Source organism: Microbulbifer guangxiensis, from assembly GCF_021729075.1.
GTDB lineage: Bacteria > Pseudomonadota > Gammaproteobacteria > Pseudomonadales > Cellvibrionaceae > Microbulbifer > Microbulbifer guangxiensis.
In genome coordinates this window covers 331,861-352,337 of the sequence record NZ_JAJSAQ010000004.1, presented here as the reverse complement: position 1 = coordinate 352,337, position 20,477 = coordinate 331,861, and the positions used below count along the sequence as shown (strand labels likewise).

General features: G+C 61.8%; 23 protein-coding genes. 11 read left to right on the top strand and 12 right to left on the bottom strand.

Annotated elements, in window-relative coordinates:
* Window positions 1-348: 348 nt before the first annotated feature.
* The 3 genes from LVD12_RS11150 to LVD12_RS11140 all read left to right on the top strand — a co-directional run bounded on the left by LVD12_RS11150 (window position 349) and on the right by LVD12_RS11140 (window position 2,873).
* A complete protein-coding gene (locus LVD12_RS11150) occupies window positions 349-1,077 on the top strand; it encodes a sialate O-acetylesterase (protein ID WP_237067786.1) in 729 nt (242 codons plus the stop codon).
* A gap of 21 nt (window positions 1,078-1,098) precedes the next feature.
* Window positions 1,099-1,929: a bestrophin-like domain gene (locus LVD12_RS11145; RefSeq protein ID WP_237067785.1), complete on the top strand. Its 831-nt coding sequence runs from the start codon at window positions 1,099-1,101 to the stop codon at window positions 1,927-1,929.
* A 68-nt stretch (window positions 1,930-1,997) separates the two neighbouring features.
* Window positions 1,998-2,873 carry a bestrophin-like domain gene (locus tag LVD12_RS11140; RefSeq protein WP_237067784.1) on the top strand — a complete coding sequence of 292 codons (876 nt, stop codon included), beginning with the start codon at window positions 1,998-2,000 and terminating at the stop codon, window positions 2,871-2,873.
* Here the strand turns inward: LVD12_RS11140 and LVD12_RS11135 are convergent.
* From LVD12_RS11135 to LVD12_RS11090, 10 genes are all read right to left on the bottom strand, one after another.
* Window positions 2,821-3,903 (bottom strand): AI-2E family transporter, encoded by a 1,083-nt coding sequence (locus LVD12_RS11135; protein WP_237067783.1) that lies wholly within the window; start codon window positions 3,901-3,903, stop codon window positions 2,821-2,823. The two genes, LVD12_RS11140 and LVD12_RS11135, sit on opposite strands and share 53 nt — an antisense overlap.
* A 62-nt stretch (window positions 3,904-3,965) precedes the next feature.
* Window positions 3,966-4,694 (bottom strand): D-Ala-D-Ala carboxypeptidase family metallohydrolase, encoded by a 729-nt coding sequence (locus LVD12_RS11130; protein WP_237067782.1) that lies wholly within the window; start codon window positions 4,692-4,694, stop codon window positions 3,966-3,968.
* A gap of 26 nt (window positions 4,695-4,720) precedes the next feature.
* Window positions 4,721-5,404, bottom strand: coding sequence for a D-Ala-D-Ala carboxypeptidase family metallohydrolase (locus LVD12_RS11125; RefSeq protein ID WP_237067781.1), 684 nt, complete (start codon window positions 5,402-5,404; stop codon window positions 4,721-4,723).
* Between the two features lie 132 nt (window positions 5,405-5,536).
* Window positions 5,537-7,084, bottom strand: coding sequence for a phosphoenolpyruvate carboxykinase (locus LVD12_RS11120; protein ID WP_237067780.1), 1,548 nt, complete (start codon window positions 7,082-7,084; stop codon window positions 5,537-5,539).
* Between the two features lie 306 nt (window positions 7,085-7,390).
* A complete protein-coding gene (gene hslO / locus LVD12_RS11115) occupies window positions 7,391-8,269 on the bottom strand; it encodes an Hsp33 family molecular chaperone HslO (RefSeq protein WP_237067779.1) in 879 nt (292 codons plus the stop codon).
* Between the two features lie 106 nt (window positions 8,270-8,375).
* Window positions 8,376-8,810 (bottom strand): DUF4124 domain-containing protein, encoded by a 435-nt coding sequence (locus LVD12_RS11110; protein WP_237067778.1) that lies wholly within the window; start codon window positions 8,808-8,810, stop codon window positions 8,376-8,378.
* A gap of 47 nt (window positions 8,811-8,857) precedes the next feature.
* Window positions 8,858-10,360: a S1C family serine protease gene (locus LVD12_RS11105; protein ID WP_237067777.1), complete on the bottom strand. Its 1,503-nt coding sequence runs from the start codon at window positions 10,358-10,360 to the stop codon at window positions 8,858-8,860.
* 90 nt (window positions 10,361-10,450) lie between these two features.
* Entirely contained in the window at window positions 10,451-10,828 is a 378-nt protein-coding gene (locus LVD12_RS11100; RefSeq protein WP_237067776.1) for an RNA-binding S4 domain-containing protein, read from the bottom strand.
* A gap of 152 nt (window positions 10,829-10,980) precedes the next feature.
* Window positions 10,981-11,643 carry a GMP/IMP nucleotidase gene (gene yrfG, locus LVD12_RS11095; RefSeq protein WP_237067945.1) on the bottom strand — a complete coding sequence of 221 codons (663 nt, stop codon included), beginning with the start codon at window positions 11,641-11,643 and terminating at the stop codon, window positions 10,981-10,983.
* A gap of 69 nt (window positions 11,644-11,712) precedes the next feature.
* Window positions 11,713-12,390: a lysoplasmalogenase gene (locus LVD12_RS11090; RefSeq protein WP_237067775.1), complete on the bottom strand. Its 678-nt coding sequence runs from the start codon at window positions 12,388-12,390 to the stop codon at window positions 11,713-11,715.
* A 174-nt stretch (window positions 12,391-12,564) separates the two neighbouring features.
* Between LVD12_RS11090 and cysK the strand changes: the two genes are divergently transcribed.
* The 5 genes from cysK (at window position 12,565) to LVD12_RS11065 (ending at window position 15,784) form a co-directional block, all read left to right on the top strand.
* Window positions 12,565-13,482, top strand: a complete 918-nt coding sequence (cysK, locus tag LVD12_RS11085) for a cysteine synthase A (protein ID WP_237067774.1) — start codon at window positions 12,565-12,567, stop codon at window positions 13,480-13,482.
* A 137-nt stretch (window positions 13,483-13,619) separates the two neighbouring features.
* On the top strand, window positions 13,620-14,477 hold the full coding sequence (gene cysQ / locus LVD12_RS11080; protein WP_369413383.1) for a 3'(2'),5'-bisphosphate nucleotidase CysQ: 858 nt from the start codon (window positions 13,620-13,622) through the stop codon (window positions 14,475-14,477).
* A gap of 75 nt (window positions 14,478-14,552) precedes the next feature.
* On the top strand, window positions 14,553-14,759 hold the full coding sequence (locus tag LVD12_RS11075) for a hypothetical protein (RefSeq protein WP_237067773.1): 207 nt from the start codon (window positions 14,553-14,555) through the stop codon (window positions 14,757-14,759).
* A 131-nt stretch (window positions 14,760-14,890) separates the two neighbouring features.
* Window positions 14,891-15,172 carry a type II toxin-antitoxin system HicB family antitoxin gene (locus LVD12_RS11070; protein ID WP_237067772.1) on the top strand — a complete coding sequence of 94 codons (282 nt, stop codon included), beginning with the start codon at window positions 14,891-14,893 and terminating at the stop codon, window positions 15,170-15,172.
* A gap of 51 nt (window positions 15,173-15,223) precedes the next feature.
* A complete protein-coding gene (locus LVD12_RS11065) occupies window positions 15,224-15,784 on the top strand; it encodes an outer membrane beta-barrel protein (protein WP_237067771.1) in 561 nt (186 codons plus the stop codon).
* Window positions 15,785-15,886: 102 nt separating this feature from the next.
* On the opposite strand, the gene LVD12_RS11060 is transcribed toward LVD12_RS11065, so the two are convergent.
* Both LVD12_RS11060 and LVD12_RS11055 read right to left on the bottom strand, forming a co-directional pair.
* Window positions 15,887-18,028 (bottom strand): TonB-dependent copper receptor, encoded by a 2,142-nt coding sequence (locus tag LVD12_RS11060; protein ID WP_237067770.1) that lies wholly within the window; start codon window positions 18,026-18,028, stop codon window positions 15,887-15,889.
* 102 nt (window positions 18,029-18,130) lie between these two features.
* Window positions 18,131-18,622, bottom strand: coding sequence for a hypothetical protein (locus tag LVD12_RS11055; RefSeq protein WP_237067769.1), 492 nt, complete (start codon window positions 18,620-18,622; stop codon window positions 18,131-18,133).
* A 174-nt stretch (window positions 18,623-18,796) separates the two neighbouring features.
* Between LVD12_RS11055 and LVD12_RS11050 the strand changes: the two genes are divergently transcribed.
* From LVD12_RS11050 to LVD12_RS11040, 3 genes are all read left to right on the top strand, one after another.
* A complete protein-coding gene (locus tag LVD12_RS11050; protein WP_237067768.1) occupies window positions 18,797-19,363 on the top strand; it encodes a DUF2939 domain-containing protein in 567 nt (188 codons plus the stop codon).
* 2 nt (window positions 19,364-19,365) lie between these two features.
* Window positions 19,366-19,743 (top strand): DUF2237 family protein, encoded by a 378-nt coding sequence (locus LVD12_RS11045; protein ID WP_369413382.1) that lies wholly within the window; start codon window positions 19,366-19,368, stop codon window positions 19,741-19,743.
* Between the two features lie 138 nt (window positions 19,744-19,881).
* Window positions 19,882-20,436, top strand: coding sequence for a DJ-1 family glyoxalase III (locus LVD12_RS11040; protein WP_237067767.1), 555 nt, complete (start codon window positions 19,882-19,884; stop codon window positions 20,434-20,436).
* Window positions 20,437-20,477: the final 41 nt, after the last annotated feature.

Below are 20,477 nucleotides of genomic sequence, written 5' to 3'. Positions count from 1 at the left end.
GTCAACAGCGAACAGCTTCCCCAGTCTTCATCTTTTCGCTCTGCACCCGTTGAGTCTATCCCGGCGCAGAAGGCCTCCTCCCCCCGTGTCATCGTCCTGCCATCGCCGACAACCTCGATCGAGTCAGCGCGTTTGCCAGGAAAAACTGAACCTGGCACCCGACGCCCGTGACCGGCAGGCATTCATCAAGCACGGCGCAAGAGTCTATAACTCCCTGAGGAATGGAAAACCTGGCGATCGGGTTCCCCTTTCAGTTATTTCGGCGACACGCGCTGCGTGGATGCCGGGATCTGGTTGTTATCCCGTTTGCCATTAATCCGCTGGAATTTCCATAGCAGGGAGGATCCCATGGGGAGATGGGCTGCGATGCTTGTGCTGATGCTGGCAGCGGGAGAGATCCTGGCTCAGACCGGGTCGCGGCATCTGTTTATTCTGTCGGGTCAATCCAATATGGCCAGGATGAATCCCGACCTGACTTTCACTCCGTATTTACAGGGTGTACTGGGTAGTGATCAGGTGGTTGTGATCAAGGATGCGCAGGGGGCGCAGCCGATCCGCCGCTGGATCGATGCCGAAACGGCGCAACCCGGACCGCTCTATCTCCGACTGCTACAGAAGGTCAGGGATCGCGTGGGCGAACTGAAGCCGGATGACAGCGTCACTTTTGTCTGGATGCAGGGAGAACGGGATGCCCGCGAGGGGCTCGGGCTGGAATATGAAAACAACCTGCAAATCCTGTTGGCAAGGTTGAGAAAGGATCTGAGGCGGAATGACATGGTCGTCGTGATCGGCCGTATCAGTGACCACGGCCTTGCCGGCCCTCGCAGTGATGACTGGCGCGCCGTGCGCGCAGCACAGGAGCGTGTCGCGGAATCCAGCATGCTGGCGGCATGGATTGATACCGATGATCTCAATGATGGCACCGGCCCGGAGGGCACACAACTGGAAAACGATCTGCATTATACCGATGGCGGCTACCGGGAACTTGGCCTGCGTTTCGCGAATCAGGCCATCCGTCTGCACCGGGAGGCAAACCCTCCGGCGCAGGAAAAAGCCAACCCCGTGGTCCAGAATTGAAAGGATACCCGCGGGAAATTCATGAACCTTTACGACCCCTTCTCCACGCTGCCGCTGTTGGGACTTTACGTCTTTTCCATCTTACTGGTGATGCTGACACTGGGGCTGGGTTATCTGTTTGGTCACCGTCTACAGCGCGCTCACAGAAGTGTCCGGGACAGCTCACTGGGCAGTGCAGTGGCCGCGACCCTGGGACTGCTGGCCTTCATGCTGGCGTTCACCTTCAATATGAGTGCCGAGCGGTTCTCTGAGCGCAAACAGCTGCTACTGGAAGAAGTGAATGCCATCGCCACCACTTACCTGCGCGCTGATTTCCTGACCGAAGAGGGCAAAGGGGAAGCCCGCGCGCTGCTGGCAGAATACGCATCGGTTCGGGACTTTAATCCCGCCCGCATCGATCTGCAGACCTACCTGCGCCTGCTGGCGCGCAGTGAGGAGATACAGGACCGTCTCTGGGCCATTGTCGCCGAACATGTCGATGCGGGCTTCGATACGGAAAAGCTGCGGGCCTTTTACCAGCCTCTCAATGAGGTGCTCGATTATCACACCCGCAGGGTGCAGGTGGGGTCCCGCTACCGCATACCGCCGCCGATCTGGGTCGCGCTATACGCGATTACCGGACTGGCGATGTTCGGTATCGGTTTCCAGCTGGGGGTGGCGCGTGGTGGCTCGCCGCAGGTGGCCATTGCGCTGGCGCTGTCCTTTTCCCTGGTGATCCTGCTGATCGCCGACCTGGATCGCTCCTGGGAGGGCTTTCTTATCGTGGACCACAGCGCCATGACCGAGCTGAGTACCAGCCTGCAGCAGCGACAGCGTGAGATCATGGAAATTCAGGAGGGGCGCCGTGAGTAATACCGACGTGTGCACTGCGGGTGGCGGGCGCATGACCGGGCACCAGGCCCTTGGGAACTGGTGGCTTTATGTACGCTGATGATCTCTTCCATACACTGCCGCTGTCACTGATCTACTTCGTTACCGTCTGCTTCGTGCTGATCACGCTGGCATTCGGTGTCATGCTGGGTCGTTTTTACCGGAGAAAGCATGGTGACCAGAAAGAGTCCTCCATCGGTAGTGCCGTCGGTGCGACCCTGGGCCTGCTGGCCTTCCTGCTCGCTTTTACCTTTAACATGACGGCCAGCCGTTTCGGTGATCGCAAGGCCCTGGTCCTGGGCGAGGCGAATGTGATTCACAATGCCTACCTGCGCGCGGACTTCCTGCTGCCAGAACAGGCCACCCGTGCCAGGGCATTATTGGCCGAGTATGCCGATTTTCGTGACTATGATCCCGGCGAACGCAAGATCAGGGCGGAAGACCTGGCCCATGTGGAAGGCCTCCACCGGCAATTGTGGGGTATCGTCGACTATCACGTGGCCCAGCAATACAACGCCGGCTATCTGCGGCAGTTTGTCGACCCATTGAGTGAGTTGATCCGCTATCACCATTCGCGGGTGGTGGTGGCGCTCCAGTACCACATACCACCGCCGATCTGGCTGTCGATGTACTTCATGACAGGTTTGGCGATGATGGTGATCGGCTACCAGTTCGGTATCAGTCGCGGCGGCTCACTGCAGATAGCGGCGGCTTTGGCACTGACTTTTGCCACTGTCATCCTTCTCATCGCCGATCTCGACCGGTCGATGGAGGGCTTGTTGCTGGTCGATGAGCGGCCGCTACACGAACTCAACCTGCGCCTGCAGCGGGAGCAGCAGCGCCGCCTGGAGGAGAAAACGGGGCCAGACAGTGTCAGCCTGCCCCGGGGCGTATCTCCTGGCCACCCGGCTGTTCAGAGCCCATGAATTCCCGCATGAAGATCTGCCAGAAGGCCATGAACAGTGCCGCCAGCAGTGGGCCGATGGCAAAGCCGCTGATACCGAACATCATCAGACCGCCGACCGTGGAGAAGAGCACCAGGTAATCCGGCAGCTTGGTATCCCGTCCCACCAGGATCGGCCGCAACAGGTTGTCCACCAGGCTGATCACGCCGACGCCGAAGGCCATCAGTATGGATGCCTTGACCACCTCGCCGGTGGCGTAGAGGAAGATGGCGGCCGGGAACCAGATGATTGCCGCCCCCACTGCCGGCAGCAGCGAAAGCAGGGTCATCACTACCCCCCACAGCAGTGGTGCCGGTAGTCCCAGAGCCCAGAAAATCAGTCCCCCCAGTGTGCCCTGGGTAACGGCCACCACCAGGTTGCCCTTGATGGTGGCGCGGGTTACCTCGGCGAACTTGGCCAGCAGCAGGTGTTCGCGCTCATCGCCGAGCGGCAGGGCGCGGATCAGCAGCGCCACCAACCACTCGCCATCCCGAATCAGGAAGAAAGTCAGGTACAGCATCAGGCCCAGCATCAGGAAGAAGTTGAGCGTGTTCTGGCCGAGGGCGATGGCGTTCTTGGCAATGAAGCTGCCAGCGCTCATGAGACCGCTGAGGACTCGCTCCTTGAGCTGGTCGAAGTCGATACCGAAGCGCTCGAAGAAGGCACTGATACCGGGGAAGGCGGAACGCACCTGCTCCAGCTGGCGCGACAGGTCGATCTGGCCGCTCTGGACCTTCTGGAACAGGCTGACGGCTTCATTGATGAACGAGCTCGCCACAGCGAGCACCGGGATCACCACCAGCACTACGCAAAGCACCAGCGTTAGCAGGGCCATCAGGTTGGGCCACTTGGGGAAGCGCTGCATCAACAGTCGGTAGACCGGATAGAAAATCACGGTGATGGCGCAGGCCCAGAAAATGGGCGTGAAAAAGGGCTTCAACAGCAGTGTAAAAGCCAGAGATACCAGCAGCAGGGCAATGATGAACGAGCGCTGTTCCAGCTTTGCTTGCACCTGTCGTCCCCCGATTATTGTTGTCTTGTCAGGGGGCTAGTTTACGCAGTGGTGACTATCGATTACCAGCCTCGGTAGCCGCAGGTGTCGATATGGAAGCGGACCCCGCTGTAAATGCCGAGTCCCATATTCCACCTCTTGCCCACGCGCCGGTGGATTTTTTTGAGGATCGGCACCAGCTCTTCGCGGCTGTAGTCCCGCTCCGGCACCATGTCCAGCCCGCAGAAATGCATATGTTTACTGCGCCGGGAGCCGCCGGCCTTGGCGTTGTAGGTGTTGGTACGCCAGCCGGACAGCACCGTAACCGGGCCGATTGCCGGAATGATTTCCTGCTGCAACAGGCGCAGTGTTTCCACCATGGTGCCCCAGTTCTTCTCCGGTGGAATGGCAAAGGGCGGCTCTCCAACCTGCTGCCAGTCACTGCCCTGCCGAAGAAGGGAGTAGGAGGGAACCACTCCATCGACCTTGTTGATGTAGAGGAAGTGTTGCAGGCGGGTATAGCGGGGCCGCAGTTTGCTGTCGTCCAGGAAGCGTTCGAAAGCCTTGGGGGAGGCAGCCGCATAGCCTTTCACATCATACACATCGGGAATCACCAGTTTCTCCGGAATTTTTTCTATCGGAATGATTTCCCGCGGCGTCACGATGCGCTCCGACAGTTCCCGTACCTTTTCCACGGTGAAGACCACCAGCAGCAGGATGCCCGCCAGGGTGAGGCCGGTGATCCAGATTGCTCGGCGCCGCTCAATGTGAATATCGATCCACTCGTGATCGGGACTCTCTTTGATATCCATGGTCGATCAGGCTCCTGGTAGAGGACTCACCAGTGGCGATAGCCACAGGTGTCGATATGAAAGCGGACCCCGTCGTAGATACCGAGTCCGGCCCGGCTCTGCGGGCCGACCCGCACATGCATGGCCTTCAGTTCCTCGGTCAATTCACGGCGACTGATGTTGGATCGGGGTACCAGGTCAACGCTGCAGAAATCCCGGTGATGGCTGCTGGCCGAGCCGCCCACCTTGCGGTTGTAGCGAGCGCTCCGGTAGGCAGATACCACGACCACCGGGCCGGTATAGGGCACCACTTCATCGCGCACCAGCTGCAGGGTGGCGACGATATTGGGCCAGTCCCGGCGCGGCGGCAGGGCAAACGCCGGCTCGCGGATACGCAGCCAGTCGGAACCCTGGCGCAGCAGGTCCCGGGGTGGGATCAGGGCGGTGTCCACATCCGCCTCGCGCAGGAAGGTGGTGAATTCTGCGAAGCGGGCGCGGTTGTCGCCCTCGCGCAGGAACTGCTGGAAGGTTTCCTCATCCGCGAACCGGTAGCCGCGGATTTCCACATAGGGCCGCTCCACAGACTGGAGGTACAGCAGGCCCCAGAGTGTGGCGATGATCACCAGCAACAGCAGCACAATGCCGGTGAGTACCAGCCAGTTGACGCGCTCCGCCCGCCACTGCTGGTGGACCTGGCGACCGATTAGGGTGACTTGGTCTGTTGCGGACATGTGAACCGATGGCGTTTGAGTACAACCTCGCCGCGCTGGCGCACGGCGCCTCTTCATTCACTATAGCCGCAAACGAAAAGACCCCCGCAGATTGCTCTGCGGGGGTCTTTCAGGCCGTCAGACCGGACAGGGTCAGGCGCGGGGGCCGGCGGCCTTCACGTCGTCGCTGACCTGGAACTTGTCGATGTTCTCGGCGAACAGCTGGGCCAGTTTCTTGGCCTGCTCGTCATAGGCAGCCTTGTCAGACCAGGCTTCGCGCGGGTTCAGGTAGGCTTTGTCGACACCCGGGACATCCATCGGAATATCCAGGTTCAGGGCCTCCAGGTGCTCGGTTTCAACACCCTCCAGGGCGCCGCTCTGGATTGCGGCGATCACTGCGCGGGTGACCGGGATCGGGAAACGCTTGCCTTTGTCCCCGGAGCCACCGGTCCAGCCGGTGTTGACCAGGTAGACTTTTGAACCGAAGTCCTCGATGCGCTTCATCAGCAGGTCCGCATACTCGCGCGGTGCGCGCGGCATGAACGGAGCGCCGAAGCAGGTGGAGAAAGTCGGGTGGATGCCCGCCTCCGCACCCAGCTCGGTAGAGCCGACGCGCGCGGTGTAGCCGGACAGGAAGTGATAAGCGGCGGCTTCCTTGGACAGGATGGACACCGGCGGCAGTACGCCGGAAACGTCGCAGGTCAGGAAGATCACGTTCTTCGGCTCGCCGGCCTGGTTGCCCGGCTGGCGCATTACCACGTGCTCCAGCGGGTAGGAGCAGCGACCGTTTTCGGTCAGGCTGGTATCGTGATAGTCGGGTACGCCGGCCTCGTCGGTGACCACGTTTTCAACGATGGCGCCGAAACGAATGGCATCCCAGATGACCGGCTCGTTTTCCTTGCTCAGGTTGATGGTCTTGGCGTAACAGCCGCCCTCGATGTTGAAGACGCCGCCCTTGGCCCAGCCGTGCTCGTCGTCACCGATCAGGTAGCGGTCCGGGTCGGCGGACAGGGTGGTCTTGCCGGTGCCGGACAGGCCGAAGAACAGGCACACGTCGCCATCCTTGCCCACGTTGGCAGCACAGTGCATCGGCATCACGTCCTTTTCCGGCAGCAGGAAGTTCTGCACGGAGAACATGGCCTTCTTCATCTCGCCCGCGTAGCGCATGCCAGCCAGCAGCACTTTGCGCTGGGCAAAGTTGATGATCACTACACCTTCCGAATTGGTGCCGTCACGCTCGGGTTCGCAGACGAAAGCCGGGGCATGCAGGATGCGCCACTCTTCCTTGCCCTTGGGGTTGTACTTGTCCGGGCGGATGAACATGTTGCGGGCAAAGAGGGTGTGCCATGCGGTCTGCGCCGTGACCACTACCGGCAGGTAATAGTCCTCGTGCTGGCCGACGTGTAGCTGCTGCGAGAAGGTATCGGAGGAAGATACGAACTCTTCGACTCGGCTCCAGAGGGCATCGAACTTATCCTGCGGGAAGGGGCGGTTGACGTTGCCCCATTCGATGCTGTCGCTGGTGGAGGGCTCTTCCACCACGAAGCGGTCTGCCGGGGAGCGGCCGGTGCGGGCACCGGTCTCGGTGACCAGTGCGCCGGTCTCGGAGAGCTTGCCTTCGCCGCGGCGGATCGCCTCTTCAATCAGTTTCGCCGACGCCAGGTTCTTCAGAGCCTGTGCCGTGTCGTCCATCTGTGCCATTCGTCGATTACCCGTGAAGTTATAGGACTGAAATAGTAGGGCAACGCTAACGGGAGGCGTTGCCGGGAAAATCGGGGGGCAGAATTATGGCAAACTTCAATTTGACGGGATACTCAGAAAGGCTATTTTTTGCTCAATGACAGCGTTGTCTTGTGAAATTTAGTGTCAGACTATCAGCTTTGGCGATAATGTAGTTTTACTACATAGATTTAATGAATTTTGGTGCCAAAATCGGCGACCGTCGGCGAACGGCCCGATGCCCGGTCGGGGCCGGGCATCGGGGCTCTGCGGGAGCCGGAGGCCCCCCTAGTGCAGGGTGTGGGGAGGGGCGTTGAACAGGGTCTCGATCTGCTCCCGGTCGAAGCGGTACTGGGTGTTGCAGAACTGGCAGTCAGCCTGGATTTCTCCTCCCTGCTCCTCCAGCAGCTGGTAAACCTCCTCCGGGCCCATGGCGATCAGGGCCTGCGCGCTGCGCTCGCGGGAGCAGCTGCACTTGAAGCGGATATTGGCCGTGCCCAGCGCCTCGGGGTTGAGCTGATGGAACAGGCGATGCAGCAGCTGGTCGTGGGGCAGGTCGTGCAGCTCATCGGCGGTCACTGTTTCGGCCAGGTGCTGGGCCATCTCCCAGGCATCGGCGTTTTCCGCTGCGGTGGCCGCATTGTTGCCGGGCAGCACCTGCAGCATGATGCCGCCGACAGTGCTGGGACTGGATTCGATCCAGAACCGGGTCGCCAGCTGTTCGGACTGGGTGAAATAGTCCTCCAGGCACTCGGCCAGGGTTTCCCGCTCCAGGGGCACAATGCCCTGGTAGCGCTCCCCCTGAGCCGGTTCGACAGTGATGGCCAGTACCCCGCGGCCACCGATCAGCTGCTGCAGGGAGGCATCCTCGGCGATCTCGGCGCCTTCCGCCAGATGCGCGATACCGCGCAGGTCGCTGTGGTGGGTGCACTCCGCCATGATCAGCGGTACATCGCCCTCGCCGCGGGCCTGCAGGGCCAGCAACCCCTCGAATTTCAGCGTGGTGGATAGCAGGCAGGCGGCGGCGAGAAACTCACCGAGCAGTCTCTGCACCGGCATCGGCAACTGGTTGTTCTCCAGTACCGCCCGGTAAGCGTCGGTGAGGGTGACCACCTGACCGCGGATATCGTGTTGGGAAAGTATGAAGCGTTCCAGCTGATCGGACATGGACTCGTGGCCTCGGCAATTCTTGGGGCGGACGGGCATCGCCGTCGGGGGCGGCGATTTTAGAGGGCCGGGTCTTTAAATGGTAGCCGTGGCGGCGGGTACCGGTTCAGCCACACAGCTGGCGGATCTGCTGCTCCAGTGCCGCGGCTTTTTGCTGGCGCTCGCGCTCGCTGAGACGCACCTGCTGGCCACTCTCATCCACAAGGATCACCGGGCCGCGCAGGATACTCAGGTCCCGCTGGGCGCGGCGGCACGCTTCGGCGCGCTGTGCCTGTTGCCGCTTTAGCTGCTGTCTCTGTTGCTGCTGGTACTGGCGCTCGAGGTCGACCGGCTGCTGGCGTACGCTGGTGGTCGCTCTGGTGGGATCGGCACTGTTGATGGGGGTGAGGGCCTCACCCACATCCTCGGCGCTGGCAGAGGCCGGTGGCCGGTCACCGAAGTGCACCTGGCCGTGCTCATCGACCCAGCGGTAGAGCTCGTCGGCGCTGGCCGTGGTGCCGGCCAGAATGAGCGACAGGACCAGTAATCCACGTCTGAACATTGTCCCCTCCCTTCACTTCCCTGCGGGCCGTCCCGGTAGATGGACGGTTATTCGCCGGTATCCTGCGCCAGGGTGCTGAAGAGCTCCGGCGAGTGGCGGTGCGGGATGTGGTAGGTCTGCAGAATCATCGGTTCCTGCTCGCGCGCCGCCGCGGCGTCGATGACCATACGGTACCCTGCGTCGTCACGCAGGTCTACGAAGGGTTTCTCGTTGCCCTCCATCAGTTGGGCAAACTCTGCGAAATCCTTCACCGGCTCGCCATTCACCGAATCAATAATCCAGTTCTTCCAGTCGTGGTAGCCCAGGTTCACGCCGGCGGGCAGGACCTTCAGGGCCACCACCAGTTCATGGCGCTCGGCATCCCCCCAGCGGTTGCGGGCGTGCAGGTAATCGATCGGCGCCTTGGAGTGCCAGTTGTTGCCCCAGCGCTTGATCAGGTTCATGTTCAGGGGCACGAATACGACGCCGCCGTAGATGTAGTAGCGGGGGCGCTGGTCGAATTGCTCCCCCACCACCAGGGAGCGGGATAGCGGTGCGGTGCCGAGGGTGACCTGTGCGGTGCGCACCTCCCCGTCACGGGAAAAGCGCACCGGCAACTGGTCGCCGACGTGGTACTGGTCCACGGCGTAGTGATAGTTGGTGCGCTGGTTCTCGCGCCACTCCACGGTGCGGTCCGCCGCAATTGGGTAGCCATCGACTTCCAGCAGCACGTCGCCGGGCTGCAGCACAGTGGCTGCCGGTGCATCGTGGAACACCTTGACGACCAGTGCGCCCTCTTCATCTTCGGCCAGACCGGCCACCTCTTTGAGCGCCGGGCTCTCCATGCTCTGGGTTACCGCGCCCAGCTCGGGGAAGCCGTCATGGACGCCGTCCTCGGCATCTTTCAGCACATGCCGGATTACGCTGGGGGGCACGAAGTAGCCCAGGTTCTCGGCACCCTGGCTGTTGTTGGTCTGCATGGCGACGCCGACGATGCGGCCATCGGAAATGACCGGACCGCCGCTGTTGCCGGGATTGATGGCGGCATCGATCTGGCCCGCCATCAGGTAGCTCTCGGCATGGGCGTAATACTGGTGCTCCACGCGCGAGAGCACACCGCGGGTGATGGACAGCGATTTGCCGCCGATGGGGTAACCGTAGACTGTGACCTCTTCCTGCAGGTCCGGCAGTTCACCGAGGTCCAGCGGGCGGGTGTCCTCGAAGAAACTCTGCTCCTCGACCGTGAGCAGCGCCAGGTCCGCCTCGTGGGAGACAAAAGCCACCTGGGCGCGGAATTTCTTTGCATCGCCGTGGCGCTGCACCTGGATGAAGCTGCCATTGGCGACCACGTGGGCGTTGGTGAGGATGCGCCGGCCATCGATCACCGCACCGGAACCGGACAGTTGCTTGGCATTCAGCAGTGCCCAGGGGTTGAAGTAGTCGGGCGCCGCGGCGGTGGTGTAGATCTTGATGATGGAGCGCTTGAGCTGTTCGTGTTCGCGGCTGTCGGCGCTGGCGGTCTGGGTGACCAGCAGGCACAGGGCGACGAGGGCGAGGATTCTTTTCATCATGGCGCAGATCGCTGTCGTTTATCTTTATGGCTGGCAGTTTAGCAGTTGCCGTGGATTGCTACGCTGCGGGCGCGGCAATGGAGCACCGCCCTAGTCCTGTTCGCGCAGGAAGCGGTGGATCTGGCGGCGCTGTTTCTTGTTGGGCCGCTCGCTGTGGATGCCCGCATTGCTGGCCTTGCGCTCGGCCCGGGCCTGCTCGCGTTTGGCTACGCTGGCTTCGGTTTCCCGGTAGAGGGTCTGGGCAATGTCGGCACCGCGTCGCTGGTCAGACAGGGCCAGCACTTCCACTTCCAGCTGGTCCCACCCCTTGCGGATCACCAGAGTCGTGCCGGTAGTGATTTCCTTACTGGCCTTCACCCGCTGTCCATCGGCGTGCACCTTGCCGCCCTCGATGGCCTGCTTGGCAAGACTGCGGGTCTTGAAGAAACGGGCGGCCCAGAGCCATTTGTCGATGCGGACTTTTTCCATGGAGGTATTTCAGTGTTCGTGAGCGGCACGGTCGAGGCGGGCTTTCGGGGCACGCTGTGAATACTTCCCTGTACGCTTGTAATCGGCATCCTGCCTCATACAGTCCCGAAAGCCCGCCCCGACCATGCCTGTGCCTGCGAATGAACCGCAGTTCACTTGGGTGCGATTTCGATGATTTCGTTGAAATGCAGGATCGCCGGGAAGTCGGTGATGTCCCGCAGCGGGCCGCGGCTGTCCGGTTGGCGGATGCACAGCAGGTGGGCGATGCCGTAGTCACGGGCGGCAGCCAGTACCTGCTCGTTGTCGTCCACGAACAGGGTCCGGTTCGGCTCGAATACCGAGTGCTCGCGCAGCACCGGCCAGAAATCAGGACTCTCCTTGGCGTGGCCCAGATCGTGGGACGACACGATACCGTCCATCCAGCGGTCGATGCCGGTGCGCTCCAGCTTGTGGGTCAGGCCGTCCGGATGGGCGTTGGTCACCAGCAGTACGCGCTTGTCCATCTGGCGCAGGTTGCTGAGGAAGTCCTCCACATGGGGGCGCACGGCGATGCGGTCCTCGATCTCCCGTAGGACGGCGGGGATATCCATCTTCAGTTCCCGGGACCAGAAGTTCAGGCAGTACCATTCCAGGGTGCCGCGACGGCCTTCGATCTCCTCCATCAGCGCCGCTTCCGCCTGGGCCAGGGTGAGGCCGTGGGTCTCGGCATAGCGCCTGGGCAGGTGGTTGAACCAGAAGTGATTGTCGTAATGCAGGTCGAGCAGGGTGCCGTCCATATCCAGCAGCACCGTATCAACGCCTTGCCAGTCCAGCATGAAAGTCTGTACCTCGTAGGTGCCGGCGCCCGGTTCAGCGCCGGCGGTCAAAAAATCGCCGGTTGCCTATTATGCCCGCGCGCGCCCTATTCCGTACAGCAGCGCCAGCTGGGCACCATAATAGGTGACCATGATGGCAGTGCCGGCCATCGGCAGCGGCAGCAGGAAGCGGTTCACGGCGATCAGGGTGTCGGAAATCATGAAAATGATGGCACCAGCGAAGAGCAGGCCCGAGCGGCCCCGGTGGGCAGCCGCACTGAGCGCCATGCCGGTGATCGCCAGCAGGTAAAAGGACACCGCTGCTGCCAGCTGGCCCGCCGCGGGCAGCAGCTGCGAGGCGAGCAGGCTGGCGGCCAGCAGTAGAGGCAGGGCCCGCATGGCGAAGCGCTGGCTGCGCCACTGGGCCCCGCGCAGGAAATTGGCGGTATACACCAGCTGCGCCACCAGGAAGGCGGCAAGCCCGGCCACGAACTGCAGCGGAAATTCGAGTGCCAGCAAGACATCGCCCAGGGCGGAGAAACCGAGCGCGACCAGAGTGAGCGTGCGGGTCCTGCCCCTGAGGATCAGCGTCGCCAAGGCCCCGAGCACGGCGATGGGTGCCGCCTTGAGCACCACCATGCCGATGCCGGATACCCCCGCAGCGTCCAGGTAGATGTAGAGTGCTGCCAGCAGGGCAAAAACCGCGGGCAGTGCGGTGCGGGGCAAAAAGCCGGGCCGGGAGTCTGGGGAAATCGCGCTGGAAGTCATGGCGTGGTCCGTGTTTTTCTTGTATTGGTGCTGCTCGAGTGGGGCAGTATTCGCGAAAGGCGCTGGGCGCGCAATTGCGTGTTCCAGTTTCGCTCCCCGACCATGACGCAGCCCCGGCAATTAGACAGCAAGTCGCGCAACCGAGCCGCCGTAACTGACAAGGAGAACACGGCCATGAAGGCAGACAGCATTCTCGAGACCATCGGCAACACACCACATGTCCGCATCAACCACCTGTTTCGCCCGGATATCGAGGTGTGGATGAAGGTGGAACGGTTCAACCCGGGCAGCAGCATCAAGGACCGTATCGCCCTGTCGATGATCGAGGAGGCGGAGAAGAACGGCGAGCTGAAGCCCGGCGGTGTGATCGTCGAGCCCACCTCAGGCAACACCGGCATCGGCCTGGCCATGGTGGCCGCGGTGCGCGGCTACCGCCTGGTCCTGACCATGCCCGAATCCATGTCGGTGGAGCGGCGCAAGATCATGAAGGCCCTGGGGGCGGAGCTGGTGCTCACTCCGAAGGAGCGCGGCATGCCCGGCGCCATCGAGCGGGCCGAAGAGCTGCTCAAGGAGCACGACAACAGCTGGATGCCGCAACAGTTTCGCAACCCCGCCAATGTCAAAGTGCACCGGGAGCAGACCGCCCGTGAAATTCTCGAGGACTTCCCCGAGGGCCTCGACTACATGATTACCGGCGTTGGCACCGGCGGCCATATCACCGGTTGCAGCGAAGTGCTGAAGGAATATTTCCCGCAGCTGAAGACGTACGCGGTCGAACCGGAGAAGTCGCCGGTGATCAGCGGCGGCGAAAAGGGGCTGCACCGCCTGCAGGGGATCGGTGCCGGATTTATCCCGGACATCCTCAATACTGACACGCTCGACGGCACTGTTCAGGTCAGCGAGGAAGACAGTTTTGAGATGGCCCGGCAGTGTGCCAGCAGGGAGGGAATTTTCGTCGGTATCTCCTCCGGCGCCAGTCTCGCCGCAGTCAAGCAGCGCGAGGCCAAATTCGCCCCGGGTGCCCGCGTACTGGTGTTCAGCTACGACACCGGTGAGCGTTACCTCTCCATCGAGGACCTGTTTCCGGCCTGAGTGCTGCTCTCGTCAATGCGGTGTCGTGCGAACAGCACCGCTCGGTGCGTATAATGCCCCGCTTCCGTGCCACAACCGTGGCGCAGCGACAACGATAAACAGCGTCCGGAAACTGCCGGACCGGGAGCCGAGGTAGTATGAATCAGGGGTTGGACAGCAAGGCGCTGCTGGAGCGCGTGATCGGGATCTGTGAGCGTGCCGGCGAGGCGATCCTCGAGGTCTACAACAGCAGTGAAGAACTGGCAGTAGAGTCCAAGGCAGACGATTCGCCGGTAACGGCTGCCGACCTGGCCGCCCACCGGGTGCTGGCACCAGCGCTGGCGGAGCTGATCGAGGGTGTGCCGGTGCTGTCCGAAGAGCAGGAGATGCCTCCCTTCGAGGAGCGCAGCCGCTGGCAGCGCTACTGGATTGTCGACCCTCTCGACGGCACCAAGGAATTTATTCGGCGCACTGGCGAGTTCACCGTCAACGTGGCCCTGGTGGAGAATGGAGAACCGGTACTGGGGGTGGTCTATGTGCCGGTGCTGAATATCACTTACGCCGGTTGCCGCGACCTGAACGGCAGTGGTGAGCCGGTGGCGTTCAAGCGCCACGGCGGAACCGAGACCCCGATCCGTGTGCGGACGCTGGCACCGCGCCTCGAGAGCAGTGAGCCGGTGGAAGTGGTGGCGAGTCGCAGCCACGGCGCCGGTGCTGTCGACCAGCTGGTGGAGCGGATCGAATCGACGTTGGGGGCGGTCGAGTGCAAGAACATGGGCAGCTCGCTGAAACTGTGCCTGGTCGCCGAAGGTGCGGCGGATCTGTATCCGCGCCTGGCACCCACCTGCGAGTGGGACACCGCCGCTGCGCAGGCCGTGGTGGAGGCCGCCGGCGGCACCGTGGTGGATGAGCAGTTCGAGCTGCTGCGCTACAACCGCAAGGACTCGCTGCTGAACCCCTACTTCTACGTCATTGGCGATACCAGCTACGACTGGCGCGAATTGCTCACAAAGTAACCGTTTCTGGGCTAGCCTTTTGATAGGTTCTGTGTTCGCCGCCCCGACCATGGGGCGGCCCCCCTGAGGTTGCCCATGACCGATCCGCGTACCGTCCATGTGAATGTCAGCGAGAGCGAGACCCGCAAAATGCGCCGCCAACTGGAGTCGGAAATCCAGTGGTTGCAACGGCAGATGGATGACATGCAGGGTGCTTCCGGTGAGCTGGATGTCTCCCTGCTGCAGACGTACAAGGAAATGATTTATTGTCGGCGGGCATTACTGGGTCGTATGCCTCGCTGAGAATTCTGTTCCCCTCCCCTTTCCCTATTCAGCAAAGGCATTCCAAAAAGCGCCGATTCCCTCCGTCCGCTGGCCACGAAAAATTAAATACCGTCTACGCTTGGTGGGTTATTGAAATAAGAGTAATACCAATGCGTTACCCGGTTGTGGTCCACAACATCGAATATGCGGGCTTCGGTGCCATCGCGCCCGACCTGCCCCACTGTCACTGCCACGCCGAGACCCTCGATGCGACCCTGCAAAAGATGGCCGAAACCATTTTCCAGCGGTTGGAGGACCTGCACGAGGCTGGTGAGTCCCCCCCGCCCGGTGGTGACATCGATATGCTGCGCAAAAACCCGGCCTACGCGGGCGGTATATGGGCCATGATCGATGTGGATCACGAACTGCCCGCGCCCGACTCGAACCCCTGAATATCTGTTTTTACGAAGCCACGAGCATTTCTCTGACCAAGGATGGAAGGCATGAAAAAAATCGTCGGTGCATTCGCCCTGCTTTTCTCAATGTCTGCAGGCGCGGTGGAATGGAACAATCCCATTGAGGGCTTCTGTCTCGGTGAATATCAGGTGGTGGGCACGATTGGCCTCGGCCAGGGTGAGCTGCAGATCAACGATGACGGGGATTTCTATGGCTACGGCAGCGTCGGCATCTCTCCCAGTGTAGGTCTGTGGCAGGTCGAACTGCGCTACACGAATTTTGATGATGGCGGCGTCGACATCGACCAGTACGGCATCAATTTCAAAGTCGACTTCACCCTGAACTGTGATGTGCACTGTCTGTACTGGATGGCGGGCTGGAACTACAGCGAGATAGACGTAAGTGAAGTCATACGCGGCGGCCTGCCGGTAATTGTCGACGACAACGGTTATGACAACTACTGGAATGCCGGCGTCGGCTATCGCTATCGCTGGACACGCGACTTCGATACCTCCGTCGAATACATGTACAACGATGTTGGCAAGGTGTCCGGTTTCGACCTGGGCCACCTGCGCGGCCTCACCGTCAACTTTGCCTATCGCTTCTGAAGCACCCGAAAAGGGGATAAACAGAAGTAGCGCAAGGCATTTATGGATTCGATCGGCACCCGGACACAGGACCGGGCGCCGTTTTTATATGTCCAACTGGGTTCAGAAGCGATAAATGCCATTCATCCAGAGGGTGCGACCGGGCTCATTCACCCGCTGCAACTGCGTAAACCCGGCGACAGACACGCCGGCGCGGCTGATGTGTTCGGCATAGGTCTCGTCGAGCAGGTTGTCGACCCCGGCGGTCAGCTGCAGTTTCCGTGAGGCCTGCCAGCTGCCGTTAAGCGACAACACCCTTGCCCCATTGGTGGGGCCGATGTCCTGGCCGGCGATATTGCCCTTCCCCACATCAACCCGCTTCTGGCTGGCGATTCCCCTGACCAGCAGACCCGCACTCCAGGTGTCGCTGCTGTACCTGAGTGCAAGGCGGGCCTCCAGTGGCGGCAGCTGGGCAAGGGTGGTGGTGTCGGTCTCATTGGCACCGCGCACGGAGGCAAGGGTGAATTCTGTCTGCCAGTGATCGTGCAGCCGGTACTGGGCGTCCAGTTCCAGCCCCCAGGTTCGCGCATCGATGTTGCGCACGATGCTGGTGCTGCGGGTCATCGCCATGGGCATGCCCATCATGTTGCCCCCGGCCATGGCCGGTTTCTCGTAGCCGGACTGGATCAACAGGTAGTCGTCGATCGCGTTGTAAAAAGCGGAGATGCTGCCGGACAGGCGATGGCCGTTATAGAGCCAGCCGATATCCAGTTGCGTTGTCTTTTCCGCTTCGACGTCGAAGGCGCTGACAGAGTCGGCCGTCTCTCTCGCGATCATTTCCCAGTAATCGGGGAAGCGCTCGCTATGGCCGACGCCGGCGAACAGGGTCGAGCCGCCGCTGGTCAGCTCCACTTCGTGACGCAGGAACCCGCTTTTCAGCACCTCGTCTCGCTCCAGTCCGCGACTGGGGTTCGGTGCCGAGGCCATCATCGACAGCATTACCATCGAGCGCTGGTCCTCCACCTGCCAGTGGTCCAGGCGTGCCCCGCCGATCCAGCGGTGCGCATCATTCTGGTTCCAGCTCAGTTCCGAGTAGAGTCCACTTTGCAGGAACTCCGCATCGGCACTGCGCGACAGCTGCCGGTAATCGACCATCTGCTGGTTCATGGTGTTGCGGCTGGTATGTGCGTTGAACTGGGTATCCACCCCTAACACCAGCTCGGTCGCCGCAGAGGGGGTGAGAGTCAGTTCCGCTATGCCACCGCGGGTCTCGCGGTCGGGATTCATCGCCACCGGGTTTCCCATCGGGCCGCCGGGCTCCCGCAGGTTGTAGTTGTCCATCACGTGATCGACGTAATTGAAGTAGCCCTGCACCTCGATCGATTGCAGGGTATCCCCCAGGTTGTCCCAGCGCCCACTGGCGCTGTAGTGTTCCCGGGCAAAGCGACTGCCGTCTACTCCGCGATCCGCGTAGGCCGCTTCGCCGTCACTGCGGGAGGCGCTCAGTGCAAGGCGGGTGTCCTCATCCGGAGTCCAGGCAAGGCTTGTCTGACCCTGCCAGCGTTCATAACGGGAATGCACGGTTACTCCATCGCCGTCCCGGTAATCGTCCGCGCTGGCGGCGGACAGGGAGCCGCGAACGGAGAACCCGGGGCTGCTGTAGCGGGCATCGAACAGCCCGTCGCTGCGTCCGGCACTGGCCGCCAGCAGGCTGGAGTAGAACTCCCACTGCTCCCGGCCGGGACGCTCCTGCTCGCGCTCGAACAACACCACACCGGCGGAATTGCCCGGCCCGTGTTTCACCGTTTGCGGGCCCTTGATCACCTGAATCACGTCCATGCTCTCGGGGAAGATATACGCGGTGGGCGGGTCCATGCGGTTATTGCAGCCACCGAGGATGACCTCGCCATCTACCAGCACCGATAGTCGCGAGCCGGCCATGCCGCGCAGTACCGGGTCGCCATCGGTGCCCCCTTTGCGGATCACCGAAAATCCGGGGATGGTCTTCAGGTAGTCCGCACCGTCGTTGGCCGGCAGCGGTTGCCGGGGTTGCCTCGGATCGGTTACCACATTGAGCGGGCTCTGCGTCACTGCGCCAGTCACCACGACCTGCTCGAGTTCGCTATCGCTGTGGGCGGCAATTGCTGCCTGGTTCATGCTGGCTGCGATTGCGAGGCCCAGAAGGCTGTGGGTTATTACCGGAGCATAAGAATTGTTGCTGTAGCGGGCAGTCAGGCCACGCCATGAGTTAAGGTCTTTCATCATTATTGCTTCCACACAGGGGCAGCGGTCACCCTCGACGGCTGCCGACAGGGCGCAAGGGCTCAGCGGCCGCGAGCGCCAATAGAATGCTTGTTGGTGGGTCAGTCAGGCGGTGTGGATGAAAGGCGGTGCACGGCCCTGGGGGCGCAGATACGCCAGTGACGGAGCGTAGGTATCTGCTGCAGGGGCATCGCCGAGGCCGCTTTGTACGATGCCGCCAGAGTTGAGAGGTTGCGCCTCGACGGCCAGCGCAGCACTCGCAGCAAAACTGCAGTGGTTGTCAGCAAAGACCTGGGCAGTGGCCGGATCATGGTCGTGGCCGGTTTGCGGGCTACTCCCATCGGCTCCGTGATGGCCGTGGTGCCCATGATGATGGTGCTCCCCGGTCGGGGTGGCGGCAGCCAGGCTCTGCAGAAGGAATGCACTGCGGGCATCGCCATGACAGAGGCCATAGGGGCTGCCGGAGCTGATCGGCGCGGGCATGAAACCCACGGGGACGAGGCCGCGCACCGCCAGGAACAGCGCCAGTAACAGCACGGCATAGAGCCGTGCCGTGGGCAGGAGCAGGGTCCGTTGTACTGAGCGGATGGGTTGCATGGGTGCCGGCTGTGCTGGAACAGGCCGGAAAAGAGTTACCGGCACTAGGGCTTATTGTGCCGGCCGAGGTTGGCAACGGCAACGAATCGTTGCCGCGGTGGGTGCCAGTGGCAGATGCACGGCGACGCAGCTGACGCTACCATTGCCCCATCGTGCAGAAGCCGGGGAGGATCGGTGAAAAAATTGCTGTTGGTGGCGGCCTTGCTGCTGGCCGGTGGGTATGTGGCACTGCCGTGGAACACCGTCGGCCAGATCGAGCGATCCGCCGCGGAGAATGACCCCGAGCGACTTGCCGGCTACATCGATTTTCCCACCCTGCGCGAGAACCTGAAGGCGGGCCTTCAGGAAGAAGTGCGCCGCTCCATGGGTGATGAGGTGCCGCCTGAGCTGAGCGATTTTCTCAGCGCCGGCGCCAGCCTGCTGGCCGGCCCGATCCTGCGCCAGCTGGTGACACCGGAAGGCATGGCGGAGCTGTTGCGCGGTGGTGAGAGTCTGCTGGATCTGCAGCGTGAGCTGAATCGGGAAAGCACGCCGCCGCAGACTGGGGAGCAGGGGCAGGCCGAGGCCGCGCAGGAGTGGCGCCTGTTGGGCTGGCGCTTCACCGGCCCGAGCCGGGTCAGTGCCGATTACGGCCCTGAGAAGGATCCCCAGATACAGCTGTTGCTGGAGCGTCAGGGCCTGCAGTGGCGGGTCGTGGATCTGCAGTTTCTGCCCGAGCCAAACCATGAGGAGGGAGGCTGACCGTGCAAGTGGACGATTCCAAGAATGTCTTCGGCGACCCGTTGCTGCCATGCAGCATGGATCCGGTGACAGGATTTTTTCGTGATGGTTGCTGCAACACCGGACCCGAGGATTACGGTTCCCACACCGTATGCGTTGAAGTCAGCGAGGAGTTCCTGCTGTTTTCCCGTGACCGCGGTAACGACCTGATTACCCCCATGCCGGAATACGGTTTTCCGGGCCTGCGGCCCGGTGATCACTGGTGCCTGTGCGCCTCCCGCTGGCTGGAAGCACAAAAATACGACATGGCACCGCGGGTGTTCCTGCAGCGCACCCATGTCCGCGCGCTGGAGATTATCCCGCTGGAATTGCTGCGCCAGTACGCCGTGGATCTCAATTAACTGATTGGCGGATGTAGTGACCCCGTGCGGTGGGATGACTGGCTTATGGCAGGCATTGGAACCTCATAACCCTTCACTTTCCTAAACGGGGCTCAGGTTGGCTATATCTGACTCATCAATATTTTGCAGGAGCAACCCATGGCAAGAGTACTGGTCCCGGTGGCAGATGGCAGCGAGGAGATCGAGATGGTCACCATTGTCGATGTGCTGCGTCGTGCCGGCGCAGAAGTGACGCTGGCCTCGGTGATGCCGGATTTGATGGTCAAGGCCTCCCGGGATGTCTGCCTGAAGGCCGACGCTTCCATCGACGAGTGCCTGGATACGGACTGGGATCTTATCGCGTTACCGGGAGGGATGCCCGGCGCCCAGCACCTGGGCAGTTGTGCCCCGCTACTGCAACTGTTGGCGCAGCAGCTCAAAGAGGATCGCTGGGTCGGGGCCATCTGTGCTGCGCCGGCCGTGGTGCTGGGTCGCAATGGCCTGATTACCGATTATGCCGCCAGCTGCCACAAGAACTTTCTTGGCGAGTTATATCAGCAGGCGCGGCTGGGCAGTGATGAGAGAGTCTGTATAGACCGCAAGCTCGTCACCAGCCAGGCACCGGGCACGGCGATGCTGTTCGCTTTGCAGCTGGTCGAGTGCCTGTTCGGCGAGGAGAAAAGGAAAGAAGTGGCAGCGCCGATGGCTGTCTGAAGTCATCCTGACCGGGGCGCTGGAGCCCGGGTCACAGTGAG